Here is a 19,265-nt window from a genome sequence, read left to right on the forward strand (position 1 = left end):
AGCAATTATGGAGGGCTGTCCTTGTTTACGTTCATCTTAGCTAGAATCACTCATGGGCTTGCACCCATCGCCGAACGCGTTCGGGACGATGGTAATCCCAAACATGCAGGTTCGACCGGTTCAAAAAACGGCTGTCAGCAGGCGAGAGGCATGCTGACAGCCGTTTTGCAATCCTTTTATGAAAAACTGAATCGGATATTTACTCTTCCCAGACCTTAACTTCTTCCATCACGTCGTTCGGGCGGATGGTGTCGACATGCTCCATGCCGCTCACGACTTTGCCGAACACCGTATGCACGCCGTTCAGGTGCGGCTGCGGCTCGTACACGATAAAGAACTGGCAGCTGCCTGTGTCCTTGCCTGCGTGCGCCATGGACAGAACGCCGCGCTCGTGCTTGGTCACGTTGGTGGCCGTTTCGCATTTGATGGTGTAGCCGGCGCCGCCGGTGCCGTTGCCGCGCGGGCAACCGCCCTGGGCGACAAAGCCGGGGATGACGCGGTGGAAGGTCAAGCCGTTGTAAAAGCCCTCGTTGGCCAGTTTCTCGAAGTTGGCCACCGTGTTCGGAGCTTCTTCCGGCAGGAACTCGATGAGGATTTCCCCGCCTTTGGCGAGTTTAATGCTGCCTTTTTTCATGCGTTGTTTCCTCCAAATGGATATAGTCGGCAAACGGAACCGCTTTGCATGGAGACGGTCCGCTTGTCCGTTCCCCGCTCATTGTACTATACCGGCGGCGCTTCCACAATCGGGCCCGCCGCCGGAAGGGACTGCAAAATGGCGGATGCCGGGACGGCGGAAGCAGGCGAGTGCCTCTCTGCATCCCGGCGACGGCAGGACAAACGGATTACCGCTGTCCTGCCTTTTTCTTTTCCAGCCGTTCCGGGATCACATCCTGGCCGGTCAGGTCTTCGTACGTTTCCCGGCGGACCACAAGCTCCGCTTCCCCGTCCTTCACAAAAACGACGGCCGGGCGGCGGTACCGGTTGTAGTTGCTGGCCATGGTGTAGTTGTAGGCGCCCGTGCAGGACACCGCGAGCAGGTCGCCCGCCTTGGCCTGCGGCAGCCGGATATCCCAAATCAGGATATCGCTTTCGCAGCATTTGCCGGCGATGGAAACCAGTTCGTCCTCCGCTTCGTTCGCCCGGTTGGCCAGAAGCGCTTCGTAGCGGGCCTGGTACAAGGCAGGACGCGGGTTTTCGTAGAGGCCGCCGTCCACAGAAACGTATTTGCGGACGCCGGGAATATCCTTCGTCGAGCCGACGGTGTAAAGCGTCGTGCCGGCGTCTCCGACGATGCTGCGGCCCGGTTCGATCCAAACCTCAGGCACCGGATAGCCGTTCTCCGTAAAAACGGACAGGATATCCTTGGTGATGCTCTGGACGTAATCGGCCGGCCCAAGCGGTTTGTCCTCTTCCGTGTAGCGGACGCCGAAGCCGCCGCCCAGATTCAGCACGCGGAATTCAAGCCCCGTCTCTTTGCGGACGGCCAGCGCGAAGTCCATCAGCTTCTGGACGGCCAATCCAAACCCTTCGACCTCGAAAATCTGCGAGCCGATGTGGGAATGAATGCCGAGCACGCGAAGCGTCCGGAAACCGGCCGCCGTGCGGACCGCTTCCATCGCCGCTCCGCTCTCCAGGTCGAAGCCGAATTTGGAATCCACCGTGCCCGTCGTCATATAATCATGCGTATGCGCCTCAACGCCGGGCGAAATCCGCAGCAAAATGTCAACAATCTTGCTCTTCTCCGCCGCCACTTCGTTCAGCAGCTCCAGCTCGTGGAAGTTATCGGCCACTATGCAGCCGATGCCGGCGTCAAGCGCCATTTCAAGCTCCTGGCGGGTTTTGTTGTTGCCGTGAAAATGAATGCGCTCCACCGGGAAACCGGCCTTGAGCGCGGTATAAAGCTCTCCGTCGGAAGCGACGTCAAGCGATAAGCCTTCTTCCTCGATAAGTCGGCACATGGCCAAATTGAGAAACGCTTTGCTGGCGAACGCCACTTGATGGCGGAGCCCCGAAGAGCGGAAAGCTTCCACAAATTCGCGGCAGCGCCTGCGGATCAGCTCTTCGTCCATGACGTAGAGCGGAGTGCCAAACCGGGCGGCCAGGTCGCTCGCGTCGACGCCGCCGATCTGCAGGTGGCCGCGGCTGTCGATACGGCTGGTTCCATGCAAGTACATGATGCGCTTCTCTCCTAAAAAATTTGTATCTTTAACTTAACACAACCCCGGGGGGGTTGACAATCCAACCTTTCCGGCTTCGGACAACCAAGAAAAGGGTGAGGGCAAAGAACCGTCAGCTCCGCTTGACGAGCGAGTGGCTTTCCTGCTCATTGAGGTCTTTGATCGTGTGCACCTGCTCGTTTAATGAAAGCATCTGCCTGTCCAGACGGTCGATCAGCGTCGCCGCCTCCTTCAGCTGCTCCGTAATTGACGCGGGAATGCCTTCCTGGAATTTATAGTAGATTTTGTGTTCCAGGCTCGCCCAGAAATCCATTGCGCTCGTCCGGATCTGGATTTCGACCGGCACTTCCTCCACCCGGTCGCTCAGGAAGACGGGGATGATCAGCTTCATATGCACGCTACGGTAGCCGTTCGGTTTCGGATGCTGGATGTAATCCTTGACCGCCAATACTTTGATATCGCTTTGCTTGCTGAGCAGATCCGCAATCCGGTAAATGTCCGTCGTAAACGAACAAATGATGCGGATGCCGGCGATGTCATGGATATGGTCGCGGGCGTTCTGGACGGTGACATCCAGGTTTTTGCGCCTCAGCTTGGCGATGATGCTCTCGGGGTTCTTGATGCGCGATTTCATATGCTCAATCGGATTGTAGTGATGGATAAATTGAAACTCCTCGTTTAGGATTTCCAGCTTGGTATTCACTTCATCCAGCGCAAACTTATAGACCAGCATGACGTTTTTCCATTCGTTCAGCACTTGGCCATTCACTTTTTCAGGGTTCAGGTTGATTAAGTCCATTTCATGATCTCTCCCGGCTGCAATGCGGCCCAACCGCCGGCCCGCATCGGAATAAACAACAGATAACCATGTATAGTACGGCCGTTCCCCTTGTTTCGTTTCAAAAAAGAAGCCGGAATCGGACAATTGTCCGATTCCGGCCACCTTTCCGCAGGAGGCGCTCATTTCGGAAGAAACGGCGTCCCGGCGGCTATTGGGCGATCTGATCCCGTATCGACTGCAGGATTTTCTTCTCCAGCCGGGAAACCTGCACCTGCGAAATGCCGAGTCTGCCGGCCACCTCCGACTGGGTTTGGTCGCGGAAGTACCGCAGATAGACAATCAGGCGTTCCCGCTCGCCGAGCGATTCGATCGCTTCGCCCAGGGCGATTTTGTCAAACCATTTTTCCTGGCTGTCGTCCGCGATCTGGTCCATCAGCGTAATGGGATCGCCGTCGTTTTCAAATACCGTCTCGTGAATCGACGAAGGCGGCTTGTTCGCTTCCTGCGCGAAGACAACCTCCTCGGCGGTAATCCCGAGCTCCTCCGCCACTTCGCCGACGGTCGGCAGACGGCCGAGCCGCTTGGACAGCTCGTCCTTGGTCTTCCGTACCTTATTGGCAAGCTCCTTCAGCGAGCGGCTGACCTTAAGGGTTCCATCGTCTCTCAAGAAGCGCTGGATCTCTCCGATGATCATCGGAACCGCATAGGTCGAAAATTTCACGTCAAACGACAAATCAAACTTGTCCACGGATTTCAGCAAGCCGATGCAGCCGATCTGGAACAAATCCTCGGCTTCGTAGCCGCGGTTCAGAAAGCGCTGCACCACCGACCAGACGAGCCGGATATTGCAATTGACCAGCGTGTCGCGGGCAATGGTATCGCCTGATTGACTCAAAGCGATCAGGCGTTTGACTTCGCTGTCGTCGAGGTAGTTTTGGGAGGCGTGCTTCAAATCCCCGTTCATACGACCGACTCCTAATTATACAGCGCTTTTTTCGATTCGATTCGCTTTGCCATCCGCACCCGGGTACCACGGCCCACCTCGGTTTCGACCTCTACCCGGTCCATAAAGTTCTCCATGATGGTAAATCCCATGCCGGAGCGCTCCAGCTCGGGCTTGGACGTAAACAGCGGCTGCCGGGCCTGCTCCGGATCCGGGATGCCGGTTCCTTGATCCTCGACGGTCAATAGCAGCGTATCGTCTTCGATCCGGGCGGTAATGGTCACCATATGATTCGGATCGCCTTCATAGCCGTGAATGATGGCGTTCGTGACCGCTTCCGAAACCACCGTTTTGATATCCGTCAATTCGTTCATATCCGGATCGAGCTGGGACGCGAAGGCGGCGACCGCCACCCGCGCGAACGCTTCGTTCTCGGACCGGCTGGAAAAGGACAGCTTCATTTCGTTGGCTCCGCTCATGATACAACCTCCAGACTGGACACGGCCTGGCGTTCCGTATCCCGGATCGCCACGATTTTGTGCATGCCGGACATCTCCAGCAGGCGGTTGACGGACGGATCCACGTCGCAAACGATCATCCGGCCGCCCTTTTCCGTAATGTGCTTGTACCGGCCAAGGATGACCCCCAGACCGGAGCTGTCCATAAAGGTCAAATCCTTCAGGGACAGGATCACGTTCACGCCAAGCTCTCTTTGAAGCTCCTCTTCCATTTTCCGTTTGACGGTCTCCGATGAGTGGTGATCCAGTTCGCCGGCCAGACGGACAATGAGGGTTTTCCGGCCGTTTCGCTCGATTTCGATGCGCAGACTCAAATGCAGTCACTCCTTCCTTCCAATGACCATTGAATTCTACGCCCCCCGGGCAACTCCTGCACCGCCGACAAAACTAGAAGGGAAGCCGCAAAAGTAGAAGCGGCGCGTCATTTTCCGACAGGCCGTTGTGCGATTATCCGACCGAAACCAGCTTCTCGAAGGTGCGCTTGAACAGGGTCCACCAGCCTGCCTTGGCAATGGTTTCGGGACTGGCGATTTCCATCTCGCTCACCTTTCGGTTGTTGCGGTAAATTTCCAGCGTCCCAACCTTTTGACCAGCCTCGACCGGAGCTTTCACCTTTTTGTCCAGCTTTAGCTCATATCGGATTTCCCCTTTGGCCTCGCCCTTTTTCAAAAGCAGGCTGTAAGGCCGGGCCGCCTGAAGCGGCAGCTCCTTGATGCGGCCCTTGTCAATCCTCAGCGTGCCGATCGGGTCGCCCTTTTTCAAGATCGGGAAGCTGGCGTATTGCGAAAAGGCGTAATCGAACAGCCGGGACACTTCGGCATTGCGCGTTTTGGTGTCCGGCTCGCCCAGAACGACGGCGACCACCCGCATGCCGTTCTTTTTGGCCGTGGCGGACAGACAGAAGCGGGCCTCCGAGGTAAACCCGGTTTTCAGCCCGTCCGCGCCGGGATAGAACCGCACCAGCTTGTTGGTGTTGACAAGCCAGAACGGCTTTTCCGAATCCTTGCGCAGGTAATCCTGATAAACCCCGGTATATTTCGTGATGGTCTCGTGCTTCAGAAGCTCCCGGGACATGATCGCGATGTCATACGCCGTGGAGTAATGATTTTCGGCGGGAAGCCCGTTGCAGTTGGCAAAATGGGTATTGGCCATGCCGAGCTCGCGCGCTTTTGCGTTCATCTGCTCGACGAATGCCTCCTCCGAGCCGGCCAGCTTTTCGGCCATCGCCACGGATGCATCGTTACCCGACGCCATCGCGATGCCTTTGAGCATATCGCTGACGCTCATTTCCTCGCCGGGCTCCAGAAAAATTTGCGAGCCTCCCATGGAGGCGGCATACTCGCTGGTGCGGACTTTTTCCTGGAGAGAGATTTTCCCCTGCTCCAGCGCTTCCATAATCAGCAGCATCGTCATGATTTTGGTGATGCTTGCCGGCGGCAGCTTTTCATCCTTGTTCTTTTGATAGAGCACGGTACCGGTGTCGCTGTCCAGCACCACCGCGGACTTTGAACCGGGCGCGTAATCGGCCGAAGGCGCCGTTTTTTCGTCGGCATACGCAGCGGAAGCGGAAAGCCCGAAGATCAGACTGAAGCAGAGCAGCAGGGCGATTCTTTTTTTCATCAGCACTCGCAACCTCCCATAGTGGCAATAACCGGCAATCTTCTCTCCATTGTGCCCCTTCCGGCTGTTTTTATTCCTTTCTGAAACGCGGAGCCCGGTTTTTTCGTAAGAGGGGATATCGGTTGTTTTACATCCAAAGGGAGGAATTGAAATGAGTGCAGAAGCGCCGGTAAAAGGAAGAAAGCACCCGGCCCCGAAAATCGTCGGCTGGACGCTGCTGGCTTTGGTGGTGGCGGTTGTTTTGTTCAACTGCTTTACGGTCGTGGAATACGGCCATGTGGGCGTACGCAAGACGCTGGGGAAAATGAGTGAGGAAGTGCTGCCGGAAGGGCTGCAGTTTAAGATACCGTTCGTGCAGACGATCATCCCGGTCAACGTGCAGGTTCAGAAATCCGAAGCGGACGCGGCGGCCTCTTCGCGCGACATGCAGGTGACCAGAACCCACATCGTCGTGAACTACAAAGTGGACCCTACAGGCGCCTACAAGCTGATGAACAACGTCGGTCCTTCGTATGCGAACGTCGTCATTTCGCCGGCGATCCAGGAGGTGCTGAAAGCCGTCACAGCCCAATTCAGCGCCGAGGAGCTGATCACCAAGCGGACCACGGTCGCCCAGGAGGTCAAGGACGGCCTGGCCGAACGGCTCGGCCATTACAACCTGCTGATCACGGACATCAGCATCGTCAACTTTGAATTCGACGACGCGTTTAACGCCTCGATCGAAGCCAAGCAGATCGCTTCGCAGCGGGCGATGCAGGCCGAGAACGACCTGAAGCGGATCGAGATCGAAGCCAAGCAGACCATCACCCAAGCGCAGGCGGAGGCCGAATCCCTCCGGCTGAAAAAGCAGGAGGTCACGCCCGAGCTCGTGCAGCTGAAGCAAATTGAAGTGCAGGAAAAAGCGCTGGAAAAATGGGACGGCCGCCTGCCGAGCGTAACCGGCGGAGCTACGCCGTTCATCGACCTCGGCGGCTTGACGAACAATGCTTCGTCCTCGGCTCCGGCCGCTTCGCAAGCGCCCGCCGCGTCTTCGCCGCCTGCGGCGACGAATTAAGCGGCATCTGCTCGAATTTGCAATATTGTAAAGGCCAGCCCGGACGGGCTGGCCTTTTCTTTACGGGCAGCTAGATGGCTGCTTTTTGGTTAACGGCAGTCTTTTCTCCATGTACCCTACAAGCGGTGCCAAAGGGTCCCCCACGCGGATGCCCAGTTCCCGGCCAATCTTGCGGGCGGCATCGACCATGGAAAGCTGGGCGACGGAGATTGTCTGATTCCCGCGCATGGCCGTCTTCGTCAATGTCCCGATAGAATCGGATACCGCCTGCCGATAGTCTTCCTTTTTCCCTTGCATAATCAGCGGAAAAGCATGTTCAATCACTTCCGCCTGAATTTGCGGCGCCGCCCCATGCTGACGAGCAAAGCGATCGAGCCGGTTCATGGTGTCTTCAACTGTATCCGGATTGGTGAAAAGCAGCAGCTGTGGCTGCTCCTGGGCGCATAAAGAAGCAAAGAAAGGTTCGTCGATTTTAATCACCGGAAGGGATGGCGCCGGGTGATCTTCGCGGAGCAGCGCAATATAACGGGTGCACGTTAGCAGAATGGCATCCACCCCGCTCGCGGCAATCCATTCCACCTGCTCTCTGACTTTCTGTAGCGCGTGTTCCGGACGGAACTGTTCATCCGATGCCACTCTCATGACCAAGGCGGGGTCTACAAAATGAACCCATTCGGCCTCATATTCCGAAAATGCTTCCTCAATATACGCAATGTTTGAGTAGTGGGCATGCAAGCAGCCGATTCGTGTTGGCATTATTCTCCCGCCTTTCGAAAGGAATGAAGTCCAGAATTTAACTTCTTTTTGTGGATGGGTCAACATTCGGGACGATAAGGAAACATGCTATCAATTGTCCCACCACCCTTGCTTCTACCTATAATAAGGTTCTTCGGGCGGTTTGCAACGGCAAAATGCAAGGCCACCCCTTCCGGGATGGCCATGTTTTTAGGGATTGCGACGAAGAGTGCCGGCTGTCAAAGCTTTTACGCCGGCGCACCTTACTGCTGGGGCTTCATATTGTTGTAAATGTTCGCTGCGTTTACTTTCCCCGTGCTTATATCCTCCGTCGTGTAGCCGGAGACGATGTTGCCCACTTCAAATTCTTTTTGCAGCAGCTCTTCCGACGGCTCGCCGGCCGTTGGGCCTTTGATGCCCATTTCGGTTTCCGGCGTTACGGTAACCCACAAATCGCCAACCTTGAAGCTTTTGCCGTCCTCGCTTACTTCCGTGATGACACCGTCAATATTGACGGCCATCTTCCCGGTAATCGGAGGAGCATCCGACACAATAGCGGAAGGCTGCGGCTGCTGCTGCGACGTCTTCGTTGGGGCCTCCTGATTCATTACATTCATTGCAAAAAGGCCAATCGACAATATCGCGCAAGCTGCAAGACCAACTGCCCATCCGGCTGCTTTTCTTTTTTTCGTCGTCTCCATTTGGACTCGCTCCTTTTGATGAATCGAATTTAGCTTATGAAGCGTTGCTTCTTTGAAATTCTCGCTTGTTTTCACCCGCGACATAGCGGATTTATAAACCGATTTCCTCATTCTCCGGGCCTCCCATCTTCTCTTTCAAGAGCAAGCGTCCCCGTGCAAGCCATGTTCCTACCGTTGCAGGCTTGGACTGCAAAATCTCCGCAATCTCCTGAATCGAATAGCCTTCATAGTAGTGGAGATGAATCGGAATGCGATACTTCTTGTCCAGGGCCAATACAGCCTGTAAAACCTCATTTTCTTCCTTCGGGAGGTAACTGAGGTCTTCCGGGACGGGGTTCCTGCTTTTAAACCAGCCGGCCTTCAGCATGTTTTTGCTTTTGTTGATCGTTGTTCGTATCAGCCACGCTTTTTCGTGTTCGTTGTTTTCAAATACGGGGCGCTTTTGCAAATAGGCGAGAAACACGTCCTGCGCCACTTCTTCCGCGTCCGCTACATTTTTCAAATAGGTGAAAGCAATTTTGATCAGGCTTTGCGAATAGAGATCCAGGGCCCGCCGTACAGATTCATTGAGCTCATATGAATTGTACAATCCAGCACCTCCTTCGCTATTAATACAAACCGGCACGCCGTTATTTTTCATGAAGGCCAAAATTTTTTGCATCATTAAAAAGAGTACCCCGTCGGGGCCGGCTTGGCTACAAAACAAAAAAGGCCTTCATCCCGCTTGTTCGGGATGAAGGCCTTCACGGTTTTATTCGCATACGGTTATGCCTGCCGAATGCTCCCCCAAGCGTTCAGGCCGCTGTTGCCGGTGCGTAGGGTTTGGAAAAGGACCGCCCTGGCGGTTTGACGCGCCCCGGCGGTCCCTGGATGTATCGATTAGCGTCCCATTTGGTGAATCGGATGACCCAGCGCGCCTTCGGCGGCTTCCATCACGATTTCGCCCAGCGTCGGGTGCGCGTGAATCGTCAGCGCGATGTCCTCCAGCGTTGCGCCCATTTCAAGCGCCAGGCCCATTTCCGCGATCAGGTTGGAGGCTTCAACCCCGACCACTTGCGCGCCCAGAACAACGCCGGTGTCTTTGTTGGCGATGACCTTCACGAAGCCTTCGCCTGCGTTCAGGGAAAGTGCACGTCCGTTGGCGGCAAACGGGAATTTGCCGACGGCGACATTGATGCCCTGCTCCTTGGCTTCGGTTTCGCTCAGTCCCACGCTGGCGATCTCCGGATCGGAGAAGACGACCAGCGGCATCGCACGGTAGTCGACTTCGCTCGGCAGACCGCCGATTGCTTCGGCCGCTACTTTGCCTTCATAGGAAGCTTTGTGCGCCAGCGCCGGTCCGGCGACGATGTCGCCGATCGCGTAAATGTGCGGCAGGTTCGTGCGGCCCTGCTTGTCGACCTTGATCAGGCCGCGCTCGCCCATTTCCACGCCGATCAGCTCCAGTCCGAAGTCTTCGTTGTCCGTGTTCGGACGGCGTCCGACCGTAACGAAGACGTAGTCGGCGGTTACTTTCTTCTCTTCGCCGTTTACGGTGAACGTAACGGTAACGTCCTTGTCCGTCACTTCGGATTTTTGCGCCATCGCGCCGGTGAAGATTTCCCCGCCGGCTTTAGTCAGCTTGCGGGCCACGAGCTGCGAGAATTCCTTCTCAAAGCCGGGCAGAATCGTATCCGTGCCTTCCAGTACGGTCACTTTCGTGCCGAATTTGGAGTACGCCTGGCCAAGCTCGATGCCGATGTAGCCGCCGCCGATGACGACGATGCTTTTCGGAATTTCCTTCAGAGCCAGCGCGCCCGTGGAGGAAACGATCCGTTCGCCGAACGGGAAGGTTTTCAGCTCGATCGGACGGGAGCCGGTGGCGATGATGCAGTCCTTGAAGCGGTAGCGCTGCTGTCCGTTGTCGTTGAAAACGCGGACTTCGTTTTCGTTGATGAACATCGCTTCGCCGTTATAGACCTGAACCTTATTGCCTTTCAGGAGGGAGCTGACGCCGCCGGTCAATTTTTTGACGACGGAAGCTTTCCATTCCTGCACTTTGCTCCAGTCGACTTTTACGTCGCCGGCGGTGATGCCGATGTCGGAGCCGTGCTGGATGGTTTCGTACTGGTGGCCGGCCGAGATCAGCGCCTTCGACGGAATGCAGCCGACGTTCAGACAAACGCCGCCGATGTCCGCCTTTTCCACGACAAGCACGCTTTTGCCGAGCTGGGCGGCGCGAATCGCCGCCACATACCCGCCAGGACCGGAACCAATCACCACTACGTCAATATCTACAGAAGCGTCACCTACTACCATGTCGCTTACACCTCCATCAGGAACAGATCAGGATCGGAAAGCAGGGTCTTGATGTAATTCAGGAAGTTCTGGGCCGTCGCGCCGTCGATCAGACGGTGGTCGAAGCTCAGGGACAATGCCATCACCGGAGCGGCGACGACTTCGCCGTTCTTGACGACCGGTTTTTCCGAAATTCGGCCCGTTCCAAGAATGGCCACTTCCGGGAAGTTGATGATCGGCGTAAAGAACATGCCGCCGGCGGAGCCGATGTTCGTAATCGAAATCGTGCTGCCCTTCATTTCGTTCGGGGCGAGCTTGCCGTCGCGGCCGCGCGTCGCCAGGTCCTTGATCGACTCGGCGATCTTGAACACGTTCTTGCGGTCGGCGTTGTGGATAACCGGTACGATCAAGCCGTTCGGCGTATCCGTAGCGATCCCGATGTTGAAATATTTTTTGTAGACGATTTCGCCCGCTTCCTCATCAAGCATGGAGTTCATGACCGGGAATTCGCGGCAGGCCGCAACCAGCGCCTTGACGATAAACGGCAGGTACGTCACCTTGATGCCTTTCTTCTCGGCCGCAGGCTTCATGCGGGTGCGGAATTCAACCAGCTTGGTAACGTCGACTTCGTCCATAAGCGTAACGTGCGGAGCCGTGTAAGCCGATTTGACCATCGCGTTGGAGATGGCTTTGCGGATGCCTTTGAACGGCACGCGCTCTTCGTCCAGCTCGGCTGCGGGAGCCGCTGCGGGCGCTTTGGCCGCAGGAGCCGCTATGGCGGCAGCCGGAGCGGCTGCAGGGGTGCTGGCTGCAGGAGCCGCTTGCGCAGCGGCAGGAGCTGCGGGAGCCGCGGTTTTGCCGGCGGCGAAGTTGAGCACGTCTTCCTTGGTGACGTGTCCGTTCTTGCCCGTTGCCGGTACGGCGCCGATTTGCACGCCTTTCTCGCGGGCCAGCTTGCGCACGCTCGGAGTGGCGAGAACCTCGGATGCGTCCTTGACCGTGCCGGCGGCTGCAGCTGCCGGATTGCCGCTCTTGTCCATCGGAGTATCCAGGTTCGCCTGCTTCACGTTCTCTACAACCGCTTGGCCGATGTTGCCCTTCACGTTCTCTTCGCTGGTCGGGTTTTGCGTGTCGCCTTGATCCGGCAGGTCGCCTTCCGCCGCGATGATGGCAACGGTCTCGCCGACATGGCAAACCTGTCCGTCCTTCACGAGCACTTCCAGCACCGTGCCGTTTACCGGGCAGGGCACTTCAACGACCGCTTTGTCGTTTTGCACTTCCATGATGATGTCTTCGTCGGTTACCTTGTCGCCGGCTTTGATATGCAGTTTGACAATTTCGCCTTCGTGCAGGCCTTCGCCGAGCTCGGGGAATTTGTACTCAAAACGGTTTGCGCCGCCAGCCGCAGGAGCAGCGGCGGGAGCCGGGGCAGCCGCAGGAGCAGGAGCTGCTGCCGGTGCCGGTGCCGGTTCGGCTTCGGCCTGCTCGGGCAGATCGCCCTCGGCTTCGATCACGGCGACGGTTTCGCCCACGTGGCAAACCTGTCCGTCCTTCACGAGCACTTCCAGCACCGTGCCGTTTACCGGGCAGGGCACTTCAACGACCGCTTTGTCGTTTTGGACTTCCATAATAATGTCTTCATCGGTAACTTTGTCGCCGACCTTGATGTGAAGCGAGACGATTTCGCCTTCATGGAGACCTTCGCCAAGCTCGGGAAATTTGTATTCAAATCTGGCCACTTGCGTTTCCTCCTCGGGTTAGAAGTTGGCAGCAAAAGGACAGGGGGGCGAGAATGCGGGCTTCCGGCGGCAAAGCTGTCGCTTCCCCGGCCGAAACCAGCTTTCTCATCCCCTTGTGCCTTTTTCTCAATAATCCAGAACTTTATTGAGCCCTTCGACGATCCGGGCGGGCGTCGGCAGCCAGGCGTCTTCGATCTGGGCAAACGGATATACCGTGTCCGGAGCGGCTACGCGCAGAACGGGCGCTTCCAGGTGCAGGATCGCTTTTTCGTTGATTTGCGTAATCAGCTCAGGCGCTGCACCGGCCATACGCTGGGCTTCCTGAACGACGATCGCGCGGTTTGTTTTCTTGATCGATTCTACAACCGTCTCGATGTCGAGCGGGCTGAGCGTGCGCAGGTCGATGACCTCGACTTCCACGCCGCGCGATTTCTGAATTTCTTCGGCCGCCTGCAGCGAACGGTGAACCATTTGGCCGTAGGTCAGAATCGTCGCGTGCTTCCCTTCGCGGACAATGTTCGCTTTGCCGATCGGCACCGTATATTCGCCTTCCGGTACTTCCGCGCGGAACGCGTGGTACAGGTTCAGGTGCTCCATGAAGAAGACCGGATCGTTGTCGCGGATCGCCGAGATCATGAGGCCTTTGGCGTCGTACGGATTGGAAGGAACCACCACTTTGATCCCCGGCGTTTGAATCGCCAGGCCTTCGAGCGAGTCGGTGTGCAGCTCGGCCGCTTTGACACCGCCGCCGAAAGGCGTACGGAACACGATCGGCGCGTTGTAGCGTCCGCCCGAGCGGAAGCGCAGACGGGCCGCCTGAACCAGCATCTGGTCGAGCGCTTCAAAAATAAAGCCGACGAATTGGATTTCCGCAACCGGGCGGAAGCCTTGTACGGCAAGACCGAAGGCGAGGCCTCCGATGGCGGACTCGGCAAGCGGCGTATCGAAGACGCGCTCTTCGCCGAATTCCTTCTGGAGCCCTTCCGTCGCCCGGAAAACGCCCCCGACGTGACCGACGTCCTCACCGAAGAGGAGCACGTTCTCGTCGCGTTTCAATTCGACGCGCAAGGCGTCGCGGATTGCTTCTTTCAAGTTCATCTGTGCCATAACAACCCATATCCTCCTTCAGATCCCTATGTTAGGCGAAGTCCGCTTTTTGCTCTTCCAGCTGCGGGGTCGGCTTCTCGAACATGCTGTCGATCAGGCCGCCAATCGTCATCTTTTCCGTTGCTTCCGCTTTCTTGATGTGCTCGGCGACGGCCGCTTTTGCTTCATCCTTCACGCGGGCCGTGTCTTCCTCGGTCCAAAGCTTCTTGGAGTCGAGGTACTTGCCGAAGCGGATGATCGGATCCTTCAGACCCCATTCGCCTTCTTCCTCTTTCGTCCGGTATTTCGTCGTGTCGTCCGAAAGGGAGTGCGGCTTGAAGCGGTAAGTCAGAATTTCGATCAGCGTCGGACCCTCTCCGTTGCGTCCGCGTTCAGCCGCGTCCTTGACAGCCTTGTACACCGCCAGAACGTCCATGCCGTCGACCTGTACGCCGCGGATGCCCGCGGCCAGCGCTTTGTGCGCGACCGACTGGGCGGCCGTCTGCTTGGAGAACGGAGTGGTGATCGCGTAGCCGTTGTTTTGGACCACGAAGATCGCCGGAAGCTTGAACACGCCCGCAAAGTTAAGCGCTTCATAGAAGTCGCCTTCGGAGGAACCGCCGTCGCCCGTGTACGTGATCGCGACGTTTTTCTTGCCGCGTTTCTTGAAGCCCATCGCGATGCCCGCTGCGTGAAGCACTTGGGCGCCGATGATAATTTGCGGCATCAAAACGTTGACGCCTTCCGGAATCTGGCCACCGTGCTGATGACCGCGGGAATATAGGAACGCCTGATAAAGCGGCAAACCGTGCCAGACAAGCTGCGGCATGTCCCGGTAGCCGGGGCAGATAAAGTCTTCTTTGTCGAGCGCGAATTCGCTGCCGACCATGGAGGCTTCCTGGCCGGAAACCGGCGCGTAAAAGCCGAGACGGCCTTGACGGCCCAGGTTGATGGCCCGTTCGTCCCATGTACGCGTGAACACCATCCGGCGCATAATTTCTTTCAGTTGATCGTCGGAAAGCTCCGGCATTTCCTGCTTATTGATAACCTTGCCTTCGGGGGAAATGATGGTTAGAGCCTTAACCTCTCCCGATGTTACTTCATAGTCTTTGCTCATGAATTCCCGCACCTCGCTTGGAAATTTTCTTAAGCTTCTGTTATACCGATATTATAATACTGTTTCAACAAGATTTCCACTAAAAAAGTTAAATTCATCACACTAGATTTAAATTCTGTATTGATACAAGGTTTTAAAATATATAATACAGATGCAACACTTTTCCTCATTATTACCCGATCGCGAATTTGCTGAACCCTCGAAACGGCTGTTATAATTGAAGAATTGTTGAACAACGGAGGCGACTGGCATGGAGCGAAACGACTACAATAAACGAACGATTGTCAAACGGCGGATCTTGTCTTCGCATCTCGGCAAGGAACGGGGACTGTGGGTTTACCTTCCGCCCGGCTACAACGAGCTGTCGACTTACCCGGTCGTTTACTGCCAGGACGGACTGGAATTCCTGAACTTCGGCCGGATTGCCACCCATACCAATTATCTTGTCCTGGAAGAAGACCTTGCTCCCCCGGTGATCGTTGGAATCGAGGTCGATCTGCCCGAGCGCAACCGGGAGTATTCCGCCGAAGGCGAACGCTACCCGGCGTATGCGCGTTTTGTGACGGAAGAGGTGCTTCCGGTCATTGAGCGGGAATTCCCCGTACTGGCGGACCCGGAAAACCGGATTCTGGCCGGCGACTCGCTTGGCGGTACGGTTTCCCTGCATTTGGCACTGGACTATCCGGACTTGTTCCGCAAAGTCCTTTCCCTGTCCGGAGCTTTTCTGGAGCCGACGCTCCGGCGGCTCGAAACCGAACCGGACTTGTCCCGGCTTGATCTTTATCAGCTGATCGGACTGCAGGAAAACGCTGTCAAAACCGCCTGGGGCGAGCTGGATTTTCTCGAGCTCAACCGGCGCGCGCACCGGCTCTTCCAGCAAAAAGGCGCATCCGTCCGCTACAAAGAGGCGGACGGAAAACACATCTGGGGCTTCTGGCAGAACGAGCTGCAGGAAGCGCTGAAGCATTTCCTCCTTCGCTGAGGCGAAGGAGCGCGGCCAGCCCTCCCGCATGAGGCCGCTTATCCGGCGCGGACCGTATCGGTCCGCGTTTTTCTATGTATCGATTGTACTCATCATGACTTGCGCCATGTGTAACTGCGGCGCCAACCGGTCCGGGACTGTATTACTCGCCCGATTGTGATTCTTTTCACCTGTCGTATCGGTTACGCAAGCTTGCTATCATCGCCTGTATCGCTTGCCGAGGGAGCATCCCTTCGTCAATAACCGCGAGCTCGGCCTTGCTCCGCAGGAAAGAGAGGGTTCCGTTCAGGAAGCCTTCCGCGCCGCCCGGCACTCCCAGCTCAAGCAGGCTGGCCGTCGATTCGGCTTCGACCACCGGATGGCTGTCGGACGGCTTTTCATGATCCGCCTTCGCGTCCGCTGCTGCGGCGGCATCGTCCAGACCGGCCGCACGTTCGTAAAACCCGCGGACAAACCGCGCCCGTTCCCGGCCGCTTCCTTCCGCTACGATAAACCCCTGCACTACATAAGCCTTCGTCTGCCGGCGCTGCGCGATTCCGCAAAACTTGCGTCCGCCGATGCTGAGGTCGTAATCTCCCGGACAATACGCTCCCGAAATCTCGCCGGCGTCGACAAGACCTCCGTTTGGCCCCAAAGCGCCCCGCACCAACTCCACCATATAGTGAAAATCGCGGCGAAACTCCAGCGAGCGCGACGGGTTGGGCAAAATCACCGAGACGTTGACTACACCGGGATCCAGCGGGACCGCCGCTCCTCCCGAATTGCGGACAATGACATCATACCCTTCGGCACGAAGATCATTCATCGCTTCCTCCGCGTGCGGCAGCCTGCGGTCGCGCATGCCCAGAATCAACGCCTTGGGGTGTCTCCACAGATGAACCACCGGCGTACGGCCTTCGCCCACCTCCCGGCACAGCACCTCATCCACCGCAAACGGTTCCATCACGTCGCCCCCGGCGTACGCGGCGGCCCGGTCCAGCAGTTCCATCTTATTCGGCCATTCCGTCCTGTCCATGTTCCAAGCCTCCAGTTTCCGTTACCGGGACGCCGATTGCCCGTCCCCCGTATATTTTACCTTTTCTAAAAAAGGAATGCCAATCGTGCGCTGTCTTCTCGAGTAATGTTGGCTGCACGATGTGTTTGGCAAACGGCACGGCACAAAAAACGCATCGAAGGCGGAAAGTCCCGCATTTCGATGCGTTTTTTCAGGTCTGTATGCCGGCGGGACGTTCTAGGCTCTGCAAGCTTGCACGCGCTCCCCTCCCGCCGGCCGTCTCATCCGGCGCCGGCTCAGGCTAGCCGTGCCGCTGGCGCAGCGGCTACGCCAGGCGCTCCACGCCGTCCTTCGTGACGACGGCGTACACAAGCGGCGGCCGCTCCACCGGCTCCGCGCTGAGGCGGAATGCCGCACGGATGCGCGCCGCGGCCGCATCAGCGTCGCCGGCCGCAGCGAGGTGCAGCTCGGCGAGCGTCTCGCCGGCCTGCACACGGTCGCCGACCTCGCGGCGCAGCACGAGGCCGACGGACAGGTCGATGCGCGACTCCTGGGTCGCCCGGCCCGCGCCGACGGTCATCGCTGCCAGGCCGATTTCCTCGGCCTCGATCGCGGCGACGTATCCGGCGGCTTCGGCGGCGACCGGCACGACCAGCGCCGCCGCCGGAAGCAGCTCCGGCCGGTCGGCCACTGCCGGATCGCCGCCCTGCGCCGCGATCATCTCGCGGAACTTGGCGAGGGCGCTGCCGTCCGCAAGCTTCGCCTCCAGCACGCGCCGTGCTTCCGCGAGATCCCCCGCCTTCCGGCCGAGCACCAGCATGTGCGCGCCGAGCGTCAGCGTCACCTCCATCAGCCGGGTGGAGCCGCGGCCGTGGAGCGCGTCCAGGGCTTCGCGCACTTCAAGCGCGTTGCCCACGGATGCGCCAAGCGGCTGCTCCATGCCGGTGATGACCGCAACGGTCTCGCGTCCGACCTCCGTCCCGATTGCCACCATCGCTTCGGCCAGCGCCAGCGAATCGTCGAGCGTCTTCATGAACGCGCCCCCGCCGGTCTTTACGTCCAGCACAATGGCGTCCGCACCCGCGGCAATTTTCTTGCTCATGACCGAGCTCGCGATGAGCGGAATGGAATTAACCGTCGCCGTCACGTCGCGAAGCGCGTAAAGCTTCTTGTCCGCCGGCGCAATGTTGCCGGATTGTCCGATAACGGCCGCGCCGACCCGGTTCACCTGCGCGATAAAATCCTCCCGCGCAAGCTCCGTCCGCAGCCCCGGGATGGCCTCCAGCTTGTCGATCGTGCCGCCGGTGTGCCCGAGCCCCCGGCCGGACATTTTGGCTACCGGCACTCCGGCGCTAGCCAGCAGGGGAGCCAGGATCAGCGTCGTGGTATCCCCGACGCCGCCGGTGGAATGCTTGTCCACCTTGACGCCGGGAATGCCGGAAAGATCGGCCTGCTCGCCCGAGCGGGCCATTTCCAGCGTCAGCGCTGCGGTTTCCGCCGCCGTCATGCCGCGGAAAAACACCGCCATCGCCCAGGCCGACATCTGATAGTCGGGAATCGTCCCATTCGTAAAACCCCGCACCACATGGGCGATTTCCTCTGCGGACAGCTCATGGCCGTCCCGTTTCTTCTGGATCAAATCGACTGTTCGCATCGTTCCCCGCCCTCTTTTCGCTTAAAGTTCTACTTCGCGCAGGAACGCGCGGACCAGCGACTGGAATTTCGGCTTCGCTTTCGCGGCGGTCGCCATGACCTGCTCATGCGTAAGGGGCTCCAGCTCTTCTCCGACCGCCATGTCCGTGATGCAGGTAATGCCCAATACCCGCATGCGGGAGTGGCTGGCCGCGATAACCTCCGATACGGTAGACATGCCGATGGCATCCCCGCCGATCCGGGCCAGCATAATCAGCTCCGCGGGCGTCATAAAGGACGGGCCCGCAATGCCGCAATAGACGCCTTCGCGCAGCGTCAGTCCTTCTCCGTCCTCGCCGCGTACGTCGGCCGACAGCTTATGGGCCAGCTCCCGGAAGCTGCGGGTATAAGCCTCGGACATGTCCGGAAAGCGAACGCCGAGCTCGGGATGGTTCGGGCCGATCAGCGGATTGGTGCCGGTGAGGTTCAAATGATCGGTAATGAGCATCAGGTCGCCCGGGCGGAAATTGCGGTTGAGCGCCCCCGCCGCGTTGGTGATCACCAGGGTTTCGATGCCAAGCCTTTTCATAACGTAGATCGGGAATACGACGCGGCGCATTTCGTAGCCTTCATAGAAATGGAAACGGCCCTGCATCACCAGCACTTCTTTGCCTTCCAGCGTACCGGCGACAAACCGACCGGCATGGCCGGGAACCGTCGATTCCGGAAAATGGGGAACCTCCCCGTATGCAATGGCCACCGCGTTTTCCACCTGGTCGGCAAGATCGCCGAGCCCCGAGCCCAGCACAAGGCCGACCCGAGGCTTGCGGCCCCCGAAACGCTTTTCGAGCGCGGCGGCGGCTTCTTCGATTTCCTGCAAATACGTTCTTTCCGACATTCCGTACGCCT

The 19,265-nt window shown here is 58.0% G+C and carries 20 protein-coding genes; 3 read left to right on the forward strand and 17 right to left on the reverse strand.

Going from position 1 to position 19,265, the window contains the following annotated elements; translation table 11 throughout:
- Positions 1–219 (forward strand): hypothetical protein (locus AC6I6H_RS16485; protein WP_497955068.1); only part of this gene is annotated, 219 nt, incomplete at its 5' end.
- Here AC6I6H_RS16485 and AC6I6H_RS16490 read toward each other — a convergent pair.
- From AC6I6H_RS16490 to AC6I6H_RS16520, 7 genes are all read right to left on the reverse strand, one after another.
- Positions 200–634, reverse strand: a complete 435-nt coding sequence (locus AC6I6H_RS16490; RefSeq protein WP_497955069.1) for a peptidylprolyl isomerase — start codon at positions 632–634, stop codon at positions 200–202. The genes AC6I6H_RS16485 and AC6I6H_RS16490 overlap by 20 nt on opposite strands.
- 208 nt (positions 635–842) lie before the next feature.
- Positions 843–2,174, reverse strand: a complete 1,332-nt coding sequence (gene lysA, locus AC6I6H_RS16495) for a diaminopimelate decarboxylase (RefSeq protein WP_497955070.1) — start codon at positions 2,172–2,174, stop codon at positions 843–845.
- Between the two features lie 115 nt (positions 2,175–2,289).
- The gene (locus tag AC6I6H_RS16500) at positions 2,290–2,976 is read right to left on the reverse strand and encodes a GTP pyrophosphokinase (RefSeq protein ID WP_497955071.1); all 687 of its coding nucleotides are present in this window, start codon (positions 2,974–2,976) and stop codon (positions 2,290–2,292) included.
- A gap of 190 nt (positions 2,977–3,166) precedes the next feature.
- Positions 3,167–3,922 carry an RNA polymerase sporulation sigma factor SigF gene (sigF, locus tag AC6I6H_RS16505; protein ID WP_497955072.1) on the reverse strand — a complete coding sequence of 252 codons (756 nt, stop codon included), beginning with the start codon at positions 3,920–3,922 and terminating at the stop codon, positions 3,167–3,169.
- Positions 3,923–3,933: 11 nt separating this feature from the next.
- A complete protein-coding gene (gene spoIIAB, locus AC6I6H_RS16510; RefSeq protein ID WP_497955073.1) occupies positions 3,934–4,380 on the reverse strand; it encodes an anti-sigma F factor in 447 nt (148 codons plus the stop codon).
- Positions 4,377–4,733 (reverse strand): anti-sigma F factor antagonist, encoded by a 357-nt coding sequence (gene spoIIAA / locus AC6I6H_RS16515; protein WP_497955074.1) that lies wholly within the window; start codon positions 4,731–4,733, stop codon positions 4,377–4,379. Before spoIIAA ends, spoIIAB begins: the two co-directional genes overlap by 4 nt.
- 133 nt (positions 4,734–4,866) lie before the next feature.
- Positions 4,867–6,042 carry a D-alanyl-D-alanine carboxypeptidase family protein gene (locus AC6I6H_RS16520; protein ID WP_497955117.1) on the reverse strand — a complete coding sequence of 392 codons (1,176 nt, stop codon included), beginning with the start codon at positions 6,040–6,042 and terminating at the stop codon, positions 4,867–4,869.
- A gap of 148 nt (positions 6,043–6,190) precedes the next feature.
- Here AC6I6H_RS16520 and AC6I6H_RS16525 point away from each other — a divergent pair, with 148 nt between their 5' ends.
- On the forward strand, positions 6,191–7,093 hold the full coding sequence (locus tag AC6I6H_RS16525; protein ID WP_497955075.1) for a prohibitin family protein: 903 nt from the start codon (positions 6,191–6,193) through the stop codon (positions 7,091–7,093).
- Between the two features lie 60 nt (positions 7,094–7,153).
- On the opposite strand, the gene AC6I6H_RS16530 is transcribed toward AC6I6H_RS16525, so the two are convergent.
- The 7 genes from AC6I6H_RS16530 to pdhA form a co-directional block, all read right to left on the reverse strand.
- The gene (locus tag AC6I6H_RS16530; protein WP_497955076.1) at positions 7,154–7,849 is read right to left on the reverse strand and encodes an aspartate/glutamate racemase family protein; all 696 of its coding nucleotides are present in this window, start codon (positions 7,847–7,849) and stop codon (positions 7,154–7,156) included.
- A 242-nt stretch (positions 7,850–8,091) separates the two neighbouring features.
- On the reverse strand, positions 8,092–8,529 hold the full coding sequence (locus AC6I6H_RS16535; RefSeq protein ID WP_497955077.1) for a hypothetical protein: 438 nt from the start codon (positions 8,527–8,529) through the stop codon (positions 8,092–8,094).
- A 91-nt stretch (positions 8,530–8,620) separates the two neighbouring features.
- Positions 8,621–9,193, reverse strand: coding sequence for an RNA polymerase sigma factor (locus AC6I6H_RS16540; protein ID WP_497955078.1), 573 nt, complete (start codon positions 9,191–9,193; stop codon positions 8,621–8,623).
- Between the two features lie 215 nt (positions 9,194–9,408).
- Complete coding sequence (gene lpdA / locus AC6I6H_RS16545; RefSeq protein WP_497955079.1) at positions 9,409–10,827, reverse strand: dihydrolipoyl dehydrogenase; 1,419 nt, start codon at positions 10,825–10,827, stop codon at positions 9,409–9,411.
- A gap of 5 nt (positions 10,828–10,832) precedes the next feature.
- Positions 10,833–12,545, reverse strand: a complete 1,713-nt coding sequence (locus AC6I6H_RS16550; protein WP_497955080.1) for a 2-oxo acid dehydrogenase subunit E2 — start codon at positions 12,543–12,545, stop codon at positions 10,833–10,835.
- 126 nt (positions 12,546–12,671) lie between these two features.
- Entirely contained in the window at positions 12,672–13,652 is a 981-nt protein-coding gene (locus AC6I6H_RS16555; protein WP_497955081.1) for an alpha-ketoacid dehydrogenase subunit beta, read from the reverse strand.
- 31 nt (positions 13,653–13,683) lie between these two features.
- Positions 13,684–14,748, reverse strand: a complete 1,065-nt coding sequence (gene pdhA / locus AC6I6H_RS16560) for a pyruvate dehydrogenase (acetyl-transferring) E1 component subunit alpha (protein ID WP_497955082.1) — start codon at positions 14,746–14,748, stop codon at positions 13,684–13,686.
- Positions 14,749–14,998: 250 nt separating this feature from the next.
- Here pdhA and AC6I6H_RS16565 point away from each other — a divergent pair, with 250 nt between their 5' ends.
- A complete protein-coding gene (locus AC6I6H_RS16565) occupies positions 14,999–15,730 on the forward strand; it encodes an alpha/beta hydrolase (protein WP_497955083.1) in 732 nt (243 codons plus the stop codon).
- Between the two features lie 166 nt (positions 15,731–15,896).
- Here AC6I6H_RS16565 and AC6I6H_RS16570 read toward each other — a convergent pair whose 3' ends face one another.
- The 3 genes from AC6I6H_RS16570 to AC6I6H_RS16580 form a co-directional block, all read right to left on the reverse strand.
- Entirely contained in the window at positions 15,897–16,745 is an 849-nt protein-coding gene (locus AC6I6H_RS16570; RefSeq protein WP_497955084.1) for a lipoate--protein ligase family protein, read from the reverse strand.
- Between the two features lie 304 nt (positions 16,746–17,049).
- Complete coding sequence (locus AC6I6H_RS16575) at positions 17,050–18,378, reverse strand: pyrimidine-nucleoside phosphorylase (protein WP_497955085.1); 1,329 nt, start codon at positions 18,376–18,378, stop codon at positions 17,050–17,052.
- 21 nt (positions 18,379–18,399) lie between these two features.
- Entirely contained in the window at positions 18,400–19,254 is an 855-nt protein-coding gene (locus tag AC6I6H_RS16580; protein ID WP_497955086.1) for a purine-nucleoside phosphorylase, read from the reverse strand.
- Positions 19,255–19,265: the final 11 nt, after the last annotated feature.

This window comes from Gorillibacterium sp. sgz306347 (genome assembly GCF_059735245.1).

Bases quoted from the DNA above. Each gene is read 5' to 3' on its own strand.
- AC6I6H_RS16490 (WP_497955069.1), bottom strand. From the start codon at position 634: ATGAAAAAAGGCAGCATTAAACTCGCCAAAGGCGGGGAAATCCTCATC.
- AC6I6H_RS16580 (WP_497955086.1), bottom strand. From the start codon at position 19,254: ATGTCGGAAAGAACGTATTTGCAGGAAATCGAAGAAGCCGCCGCCGCG.
- spoIIAB (WP_497955073.1), bottom strand. From the start codon at position 4,380: ATGAGCGGAGCCAACGAAATGAAGCTGTCCTTTTCCAGCCGGTCCGAG.
- lysA (WP_497955070.1), bottom strand. From the start codon at position 2,174: ATGTACTTGCATGGAACCAGCCGTATCGACAGCCGCGGCCACCTGCAG.
- AC6I6H_RS16555 (WP_497955081.1), bottom strand. From the start codon at position 13,652: ATGGCACAGATGAACTTGAAAGAAGCAATCCGCGACGCCTTGCGCGTC.
- AC6I6H_RS16575 (WP_497955085.1), bottom strand. From the start codon at position 18,378: ATGCGAACAGTCGATTTGATCCAGAAGAAACGGGACGGCCATGAGCTG.
- AC6I6H_RS16500 (WP_497955071.1), bottom strand. From the start codon at position 2,976: ATGGACTTAATCAACCTGAACCCTGAAAAAGTGAATGGCCAAGTGCTG.
- AC6I6H_RS16530 (WP_497955076.1), bottom strand. From the start codon at position 7,849: ATGCCAACACGAATCGGCTGCTTGCATGCCCACTACTCAAACATTGCG.
- AC6I6H_RS16540 (WP_497955078.1), bottom strand. From the start codon at position 9,193: ATGATGCAAAAAATTTTGGCCTTCATGAAAAATAACGGCGTGCCGGTT.
- AC6I6H_RS16570 (WP_497955084.1), bottom strand. From the start codon at position 16,745: ATGGACAGGACGGAATGGCCGAATAAGATGGAACTGCTGGACCGGGCC.
- pdhA (WP_497955082.1), bottom strand. From the start codon at position 14,748: ATGAGCAAAGACTATGAAGTAACATCGGGAGAGGTTAAGGCTCTAACC.
- AC6I6H_RS16525 (WP_497955075.1), top strand. From the start codon at position 6,191: ATGAGTGCAGAAGCGCCGGTAAAAGGAAGAAAGCACCCGGCCCCGAAA.
- AC6I6H_RS16535 (WP_497955077.1), bottom strand. From the start codon at position 8,529: ATGGAGACGACGAAAAAAAGAAAAGCAGCCGGATGGGCAGTTGGTCTT.
- AC6I6H_RS16565 (WP_497955083.1), top strand. From the start codon at position 14,999: ATGGAGCGAAACGACTACAATAAACGAACGATTGTCAAACGGCGGATC.
- lpdA (WP_497955079.1), bottom strand. From the start codon at position 10,827: ATGGTAGTAGGTGACGCTTCTGTAGATATTGACGTAGTGGTGATTGGT.
- sigF (WP_497955072.1), bottom strand. From the start codon at position 3,922: ATGAACGGGGATTTGAAGCACGCCTCCCAAAACTACCTCGACGACAGC.